Annotated in this window: 7 protein-coding genes; 3 read left to right on the plus strand and 4 right to left on the minus strand. The window is 61.0% G+C overall.

What is annotated here, in order from left to right; all coding sequences use genetic code 11:
* Nucleotides 1-22 precede the first annotated feature (22 nt).
* Genes atuC through EQV97_RS25115 form a run of 3 tightly spaced genes read right to left on the minus strand, consistent with a single transcriptional unit; the run spans nt 23 to nt 4,315 of the window.
* The gene (atuC, locus tag EQV97_RS25105) at nt 23-1,639 is read right to left on the minus strand and encodes an acyl-CoA carboxylase subunit beta (RefSeq protein ID WP_240890260.1); all 1,617 of its coding nucleotides are present in this window, start codon (nt 1,637-1,639) and stop codon (nt 23-25) included.
* Nucleotides 1,640-1,642: 3 nt separating this feature from the next.
* Nucleotides 1,643-2,512, minus strand: a complete 870-nt coding sequence (locus EQV97_RS25110; protein ID WP_240890261.1) for an SDR family oxidoreductase — start codon at nt 2,510-2,512, stop codon at nt 1,643-1,645.
* A gap of 12 nt (nt 2,513-2,524) precedes the next feature.
* The gene (locus EQV97_RS25115; RefSeq protein WP_163019542.1) at nt 2,525-4,315 is read right to left on the minus strand and encodes an acyclic terpene utilization AtuA family protein; all 1,791 of its coding nucleotides are present in this window, start codon (nt 4,313-4,315) and stop codon (nt 2,525-2,527) included.
* 227 nt (nt 4,316-4,542) lie between these two features.
* Between EQV97_RS25115 and EQV97_RS25120 the strand changes: the two genes are divergently transcribed.
* The 3 genes from EQV97_RS25120 (at nt 4,543) to EQV97_RS25130 (ending at nt 7,165) form a co-directional block, all read left to right on the plus strand.
* A complete protein-coding gene (locus EQV97_RS25120; RefSeq protein ID WP_122841334.1) occupies nt 4,543-5,169 on the plus strand; it encodes a TetR/AcrR family transcriptional regulator in 627 nt (208 codons plus the stop codon).
* Between the two features lie 88 nt (nt 5,170-5,257).
* On the plus strand, nt 5,258-6,052 hold the full coding sequence (locus tag EQV97_RS25125; RefSeq protein WP_240890262.1) for an ABC transporter substrate-binding protein: 795 nt from the start codon (nt 5,258-5,260) through the stop codon (nt 6,050-6,052).
* A 99-nt stretch (nt 6,053-6,151) separates the two neighbouring features.
* Nucleotides 6,152-7,165, plus strand: a complete 1,014-nt coding sequence (locus EQV97_RS25130; RefSeq protein ID WP_122841332.1) for a GNAT family N-acetyltransferase — start codon at nt 6,152-6,154, stop codon at nt 7,163-7,165.
* A gap of 152 nt (nt 7,166-7,317) precedes the next feature.
* On the opposite strand, the gene EQV97_RS25135 is transcribed toward EQV97_RS25130, so the two are convergent.
* A complete protein-coding gene (locus EQV97_RS25135; protein ID WP_122841331.1) occupies nt 7,318-7,866 on the minus strand; it encodes an RNA polymerase factor sigma-70 in 549 nt (182 codons plus the stop codon).
* Nucleotides 7,867-8,104: the final 238 nt, after the last annotated feature.

Raw genomic sequence — 8,104 nt, forward strand, 5'->3', positions numbered from 1 at the left:
TTATTGTTCTCCTGATCGCCCTTTAGAAGCGGGCTACACCAAAACTGTTGGCGTGCAATGGCCGCACTTCGGCCTCGTGGCAGATGTCCAGCAGGTAGCCGAGCAAGGTCCGGGTGTCGCGCGGGTCGATCAGGCCGTCGTCCCACAAGTTGGCGCTGCCATACAGGGCAGTGGACTGGCCGTCGAGTTTCTGCGCGGTGACCTGCTCCAGCATGTCGAGCATTTTCGGATCGGGCACCAGGCCATCCTTGAGTTGTTTGGCCTCGGTGACAATGCGCAGTACCTTGCCCGCCTGGGCGCCACCCATGACCGCCGTGCGGCTGTTGGGCCAGGCGAAGATGAAGCGCGGATCGAGGCCGCGACCGCACATGGCATAGTTGCCGGCGCCGTAGGATCCGCCGACGACGATGGTCAATTTGGGCACGCGGGCGTTGGCGACTGCCTGGATCATCTTCGCACCGTGTTTGATCACGCCTTGCTGTTCCGACTCGGTGCCGACCATGAACCCGGTGGTGTTGTGAAAGAACAGCAGCGGCGTCTGGCTCTGGTCACACAGCTGAATGAATTGCGCCGCCTTGCTCGCCCCCCTGGGCGTGATCGGGCCGTTGTTGCCGATGAAGCCGCAGGCACGACCCTGGATCTGCAAATGCCCGCAGATCGTCTGCTGATCGTACTCGCCTTTGAACTCGAGGAAATTCGACCCGTCGGCGATCCGCGCAATGATTTCCCGCGCGTCGTAGGGTTTTTTCGCGTCGTCGGGAATCAGCCCGAGCAATTCGTCGATGGGGTATAGAGGTTCTTCGAACGATGGCCGAGGGGGCATGGCCAGGCGCGTGTTCCATGGCAGCAGGCGCAGAATCTCACGCACCTGGCGCACGCCGTCTGCATCGTTTTCCGCCAGGTACTCCGCCGTACCTGCCACTTGTGCGTGCATCTCGGCACCGCCAAGCTCCTCATCGGTGGCGATCTCGCCCGTGGCAGCCTTGAGCAGTGGCGGCCCGGCCAGAAACAGCTTGGCCTTGCCGCGCACCACCACCACGTAATCCGAGAGGCCGGGCTGATAAGCACCGCCCGCTGTGGCCGAGCCGTGCACCACGGTAATCTGCGGCAAGCCCATAGCCGACATCCGGGCCTGATTGGCAAAGCTGCGTGCGCCTTCGACAAAAATTTCCGCCGCATAATTGAGGTTGGCACCACCGCTTTCGGCCAGGGTAATGACCGGCAGTTTGTTCTCCATGGCGATCTGCTGCAGGCGCAGGGATTTTTTCAGACCACTTGGGGAAATGGTCCCGCCTTTGATCGCGCTGTTGTTCGCCACCACCAGCACGCGCACACCGGACACGTAACCGATGCCGGCGATCAGGCCGCCACCTGCCGAATGGCCATCCTTGTCATCGTGCAGCTTGTAACCGGCCAGACTCGCCAGTTCGAGAAAAGGCGCGCCGGGATCCAGCAGCAGGTTGAGACGTTCCCGGGGCAGCAATTGCCCGCGCTGGTCGAACCTGGATTTTGCCTCGGCAGCCTTGTTCAGAAGATTCTGTTCGAGCTGACGCATCTGCTCGATACCCGTCAGCATTGCGGCATGGTTCTGCGCGAAATGTTGGCTGAAGGGGTCGACCTGGGACTGTATGACCGGCATGGCTTAGTCCTTGTCCTGAAGTACTTCGGGCAGGTACGCTCGGTGAAAGCCGTTGTACGATTCGCTGTTGTGCGCCTTGTGCATGGGCCACGCCCGCCCGCCAAGACTCGCCGCGCCATCGATGCGCACGGTGCTGCCGCTAATGAATGTCGCCGCCGGGCTGAGCAGGAAAACAATCGCCGCGCTGACTTCCGATTCGGTGCCGATGCGCTTGAGCGGTACATGCTCGCGCAGGGTAGGAATCACTGCCTTGAACGCACCCTCGTAAGTGTCCATGCCACTTGAGGCGATCCAGCCGGGCGCCACCGCGTTGACCCGCACACCGGCGTACCCCCACTCGAATGCCGCCGTTTTTGTCAGGTTGTCCATACCCGAGCGCGAGGCGCCGGAATGGCCCATGCCCGGCATGCCGCCCCACATGTCGGCGAGCATGTTGACGATCGAGCCGCCGTGCTTGCTCATGGATTGATTGAACACTTCCCTGGCCATCAGGAAACCGCCCACCAGGTTGGTGCGCATCACGGTCTCGAAACCCTTCTGGTTGATTGAGGCCAGCGCCGAGGGGAACTGCCCACCGGCATTGTTGACCAGGCCATGGATGGGGCCATGCTCGCGGATCAATTCGCTGACAATATGCCGCACCGTTTCTTCCTCCCGGATATCGCACACGACCCAGTCGGCCTGGCCGCCATCTGCGGTTATCTCGCCAGCGACGTTCTCCAGCTTGGCCGCGTTGCGCCCCACCAGCATTACATGGGCACCCAATGCCGCCAGTTCATGGGCGGTGCAACGGCCGATACCGCTGCCGCCACCGGTCACGATGATGTTTTGCCCGGTAAACAAGCCGGCTTTGAAAATCGAATCGTAGGCCACGGTGACAGTCCTCTAGTTGACCTGGTCGGCGATGCTCTGCGGCACCGGTATCTGGATTTCCAGCAGTTGCTGGGCGAACGCCTTGCCTTGCGGGTCGATGCGCAGACTGGCCACGCCACCGCCGCCGAGGGCGTTCTCCAGCAGGAAGTTCAGGCTGTGGGTGGCCGGCAGGTACCAGCGCTCGACTCGCCCGTATACCGGGTCGAGAACATGGCTCATCCAGTCGACCAGCACCTCCGGGGTCAAGGCTTCGGCGATCCACGGCAGGTATTCTGCTTCCCGGGCCATGACCCCGATATTGCTGTGGTTGCCCTTGTCCCCGGAGCGCGCAACCGCCAGCTTGACCAGCTCGACGCTGGCGTCGGCCAGGCCGACCGGTTTGGGCGGATCGAGCGGCACCGGCAAGTCCTGGGTGTCGAGCATCGCGATGGCGGGCAGGGCACAGGGATGACGTTGACCGTCGAAGTGAATACCCAGGGTGCACGCGGATTTATCGACCAGGAATGAGAACAGGCGGATCAGCGGGTACACCGTCGGTCGCCCGCCGACTATCCCGGTCAACCCTGGCGCCATGCCGGTCGCGGCCTGGGCTATTTCCCGGGAGAAAAGGATCAACGCCTGTTTGTCCGGATGCCGCACGGCCAGCTTGATCACCACCTCGCGGGTGTCCTGGCGCTGACCGTGAGAACCGTAGGTGGCTTCGCTGCCGAGCAGTTCGACATTGACCTCGCTGTAGGGCAACCAGCCGCGCTGGCTGAAGATGTCCGAGGTTTTATTGATAATCGCGGCGCTGACGCGCCGGGCCTTGTCGACCGCATCGATCCCGGCGATCAGACAACTGGCAGTGCAGCGAAAACCGTCGAGGAAGGTGGCGCTGACCTTGTACTGGTCAGTGGGCGGCAGGCCCTTGGCGCCGTGCACCTGAACCCGGTTTTTACCCTGTTGCACGAGCCTGACCTGGGTGAAATCACACACCACATCAGGCAGCAGGTAGGCGTGCGGGTCACCGATTTCATAGAGCATCTGTTCGCCCACGGTCAGCGGCGTCACCAGGCCGCCGGAGCCTTCGGGTTTGCTGACGATAAACTGGCTGTCGCGGCTGACTTCGACGATGGGGAAACCGATGTGTTCGTAGTCTGGCACCTCACGCCAGTCGGTGAAGTTGCCCCCGGTGCATTGGGCTCCGCATTCGATGATGTGGCCGGCGAGGGCGGCCTGGGCGAGTTTGTCGTAGTCCTGCCACGACCAGCCGAACTCATGCACCAGGGCGGCGCTGACCACGGCACTGTCTACCACCCGCCCGGTGATGATGATATCCGCCCCCAGGCGCAAGGCTTCGACGATGCCAGGTGCGCCGAGGTAAGCGTTGGTGGAGACGCACATCGCCGGCAACGGCGCGCCACTGAACATCTCCTGGATGCCGAGGGTCCTGAGCTGCTTGAGCTGCGGTTGCAGGTCGTCGCCCAGCAACACGGCAATTTTCAACCCCGCCCCGGCCTTGTCGCAAGCAGCTTGCAGGGCCGCAGCGCAGGCTTGTGGATTGATCCCGCCGGCGTTGCTGATCACCCGAATGCCTTGCTCGGCGAGTTGCGTGAGCAGCGGACTGAGGACTTCGACGAAATCGCTGGCATAACCGGCCTGGGGATCTTTCATCCGCGCTCCGGCCATGATCGACAGGGTGATTTCTGCCAGGTAGTCGAACACCAGATAGTCCAGGCGTCCCCCTTCCACCAGCTGCGCCGCGGCCGTCGAAGTGTCGCCCCAGAACGCGCTGGCGCACCCGATGCGAATGGTTTCCGGCACAGTTGGCTTCATGCTCACCTCCGTCGACAGTGTTGGGAGACTACCGCTGCGTGACTGCTGATTTACGATTCGAGACTACCAAGCAAGCGCTTGGTTTGTAAATGCCTTGAAATATCTTCTTCCCGAGCGCTTGCTTGGTTGCCGGCGCCAGCTTAAATTGCCCGCGCAAGCCCGCAGTTTCAGCGGCGAGCGGCGCATCTGGATTGATCGACTGTAGGAGAGAATGGGTGGACGAGCAAAAAGCCCTGGGCGTCATGCGCGAACTGGTCGACAGCGGCCAGTTGACCGACCCGGACAGCGCCCGCGGCAAACTGCTGCAAGTGGCCGCCCACCTGTTTCGCAACAAAGGCTACGAGCGCACCACCGTGCGCGACCTGGCCGGCGCCGTGGGTATACAGTCGGGCAGTATTTTTCATCACTTTAAAAGCAAGGACGACATCCTGCGCGCAGTGATGGAGGAAACCATCCGCTACAACACGGCGCTCATGCGTGCCGCCCTCGGTGACGCCGCAAGCGTGCGTGAGCGGGTGCTGGCGCTGATTCGTTGCGAACTGCAATCGATCATGGGGGGCAGCGGCGAGGCCATGGCCGTGCTGGTCTACGAATGGCGGTCGTTATCCGAGGAGGGCCAGGCGCAGGTGCTGGCCCTGCGCGATATCTACGAAGAGCTATGGTTGCAGGTGCTGGGAGAGGCCAGGGACGCCGGGTTGATTGGCGGCGATGTGTTTATCACGCGTCGTTTCCTGACGGGGGCGCTGTCCTGGACCACCACCTGGTTTCGTGCCGGCGGCAGCCTGAGCCTGGATCAACTGGCGGACGAAGCCCTGATCATGGTATTGAAAGAGCCACGATAGTGGTGATTTGCCAGTAGCCACTGGCTAATCGGGCGAAACCGCCTGGCTTGAACCCATAGAGTGTAATTTTCGGGAGTAGGTTGTTTTGATGTCCTCGCCAACACGGACGGCCTTCCGGTTTTTACTGGCGGCGCTTCCCGCATTATGGGTACTGCCTTCTCAGGCGGCACAGCTGGTTCGAGTCGGAGCGGCGCATTTCCCTCCCTACACTGTGCGTCCGGAAATGGGGGCCGACACTGGCTTGCTGCAACAGCTGGTCGAAGCATTGAATGTTGCCCAGCATGACTACCAGTTTGTCCTGGTGCCGACTTCGATTCCCCGCCGCTTTGGTGATTTCAAGCAAGGCCGGGTGGACATGGCGATCTTCGAGAATCCTGATTGGGGCTGGAAGGACATTCCACATGTTACGGTCGACATGGGCCTGGAAGATGCCGAGATTTTCGTCGCGCAACAGCGGCCGGACCGCCAGCAAGACTATTTTGCCGAACTTGCCGGCAAACGTCTGGCACTGTTCAGTGGGTATCACTACGAGTTCGCCAACTTTGACGCCGACCCCAAAAAACTTGCGCAACGCTACAACGCCTCGCTGACCTATTCCCATGACAGCAATTTGCTCATGGTGCTGCGCGGCCGGGCGGACATCGCGTTGGTCACGCGTTCGTACCTGAGCGATTACCTGCTGCGCAACGCAAAAGTCGCCGATCAGCTGCTGGTGTCACAACGGGTGGACCAGGTCTATCACCATTACGCGATCCTTCGTCCTGCAGCACCCATCAGCGGTGAAGCCTTTGGCAAGTTGCTGAAAGAGTTGCGGGAGAGCGGCCAGATGATGAAAATTTTTGCGCCGTACCAAATCGCCGTGGTCCCTGTTCCTGGGGACTGATGGGGATCGCACGTCGGGTATTTTCTGTCTTCGGTTAAATTTCCCTGATCGGCTCACGTCACCTCGTTTAACAGTGGACGACTAACGTGAGCCTGACCCATGCCTGATCTGAACGCTCTGACTGCCCTGGCTCTGCCCGATGGCCGGTGCCTTGTGGCGGATGAAACCACCGACCGCTTGAGCCTCGGCTGCGACGGGCAGCCGTTGCTCAGCTTGCGAGTGAACCGCGAGCCTGCGCTGCACGTGGCCATCGAGCAACGTTTCGAACACCCGGACAGCGAAGTCTTGTACCTGGCCTGTTATTGGTTGTTCGCCCGCGATTCGGCCTGTCAGCACTTGACCTGGCACCTCGATGAACTGCCCACCGAGGCACTGCTCAGCGGCTTGCTGGTCACCGGTGAAATCAGTGGCCAATACCGTTGCGAGCGCGCGCTGTTCTGGCAGTTGCCCCGGCCCTGGTTGAGCCAGGCCAGTGTAAACAGCTACCCACAGCATCCAGTGATCAGCGACGGCAAACGCCACCCCTTGCGGCCGCTCAAACCTCGGGGCGAGGTGTACCGACGGTTCGATGCGCGGTTGGGGGCATGGATATCCCTGCGCACGGTCGAAATCGAACATGACCTGGCGCGCTTCAATCGCTGGCAGAACAGCGCACGGGTTGCGAGTTTCTGGCAGGAGGAGGGCAGCCTCGATCAGCACCGGGAGTATCTGGCCAAGTTGCTGGCCGACCCGCACACGCTGACGCTGATCGGCTGTTTCGATGACCAGCCGTTTGCCTACTTCGAGGCCTACTGGGCCAAGGAGGATCGCCTCGCGCCGTTCTACGAGGCGGGCGATTACGACCGTGGAATCCATATGCTCGTCGGTGAAGAGCAGCACCGCGGCCCGCACAAAGTGGCGAGTTGGTTATCGGCGCTGACGCACTACCTGTTTCTCGATGACCCGCGCACCCAGCGAGTAGTCGCCGAGCCGCGCGCGGACAACGCGAAGATGATCGGGTACATGCAGGGGCAGCGATTTCACTGCGAGAAGGAGTTCGACTTTCCGCACAAGCGGGCGGCGTTGATGGTGTTGGGGCGGGAGCGGTTTTTCGAACGGTGTGTGCTGGCTTGAGTTCCAGGGATCAAGGTCTTCATTGATCTTGATTCATCCTTCGCGAGCACGCCGGCTCCCACAGGGGATATGCGCGTGGCATGGGTCCAGGGTGGGAGATCCCGTGTGGGAGTGAGCCTGCTCGTGATTGAGCGCACCGCAATTGCGAGATCTCAACGCCGTGCAAACGTATCCGCGCGACTTCCCGACACCTTGCGGCAATGCACCAGTGCATCGCGGATCATGAAGTTCACCAGGGTGGGCGACACGCCCAGTTCCTTGGCGATGTCTTTTTGCGGTACGCCATGCAGGCGGTACATCTCGAACGCATATCGGGTGCGGCTGGGCAGTTGCGTCAGGGCGTCAGCGATGTTTTCCAGGGTCGAGAAATTGATGTGCGAGGTTTCCGGCGACGCGCCCTGGATCACCACATTCAGGCCTTCCTCTTCCGGGCCGGAATACTTCTGTTCCAATGCCTGCTTGCGATAGTGATCGATCGCCAGGTTACGCACGATCTGGAACAGGTAGCTGAGTTGTGCCTTGAAGGAGGAGGTGATCTGCGGCGCCGACTGCAGGCGGAAGAACGCATCCTGTACCACGTCTTCAGCGCGCGACCGGCACCCGGTAATGCGTGCTGCAATCTTGACCAGTATCAGTCGATTGTCGACGAATGCCTGAAGTAGCGGTGAATCGCACCTGCTTGTGGATACTTGTTCCGTCATGGAAAACACCCTGCTGCAAATAGGTTAGTGGAGCGGCCAGAGAGCCGGCTGCCCTACACATCGAGCGACAAATTAGGTTGAATGATAATGATTGTCAATTGGGAAAGAGAATTAATGCTCCTTGACGGTGCGTTTTGCGAACTGCGACACGCTGACGCACGCCAGCCCTGTTGGCGATCGACGCCGACGACTAATTCTTGCCTGACCCCATCCGTTCTCCTTGGTGAATGGCACCGCA

The organism is Pseudomonas sp. TMW22090 (genome assembly GCF_022496665.1).
In the GTDB taxonomy this organism is placed as follows: domain Bacteria; phylum Pseudomonadota; class Gammaproteobacteria; order Pseudomonadales; family Pseudomonadaceae; genus Aquipseudomonas; species Aquipseudomonas gregormendelii.

Coding starts and splice junctions, on each gene's coding strand:
- atuC (WP_240890260.1), bottom strand. CDS start 1,639: ATGCCGGTCATACAGTCCCAGGTCGACCCCTTCAGCCAACATTTCGCG.
- EQV97_RS25135 (WP_122841331.1), bottom strand. CDS start 7,866: ATGACGGAACAAGTATCCACAAGCAGGTGCGATTCACCGCTACTTCAG.
- EQV97_RS25130 (WP_122841332.1), top strand. CDS start 6,152: ATGCCTGATCTGAACGCTCTGACTGCCCTGGCTCTGCCCGATGGCCGG.
- EQV97_RS25125 (WP_240890262.1), top strand. CDS start 5,258: ATGTCCTCGCCAACACGGACGGCCTTCCGGTTTTTACTGGCGGCGCTT.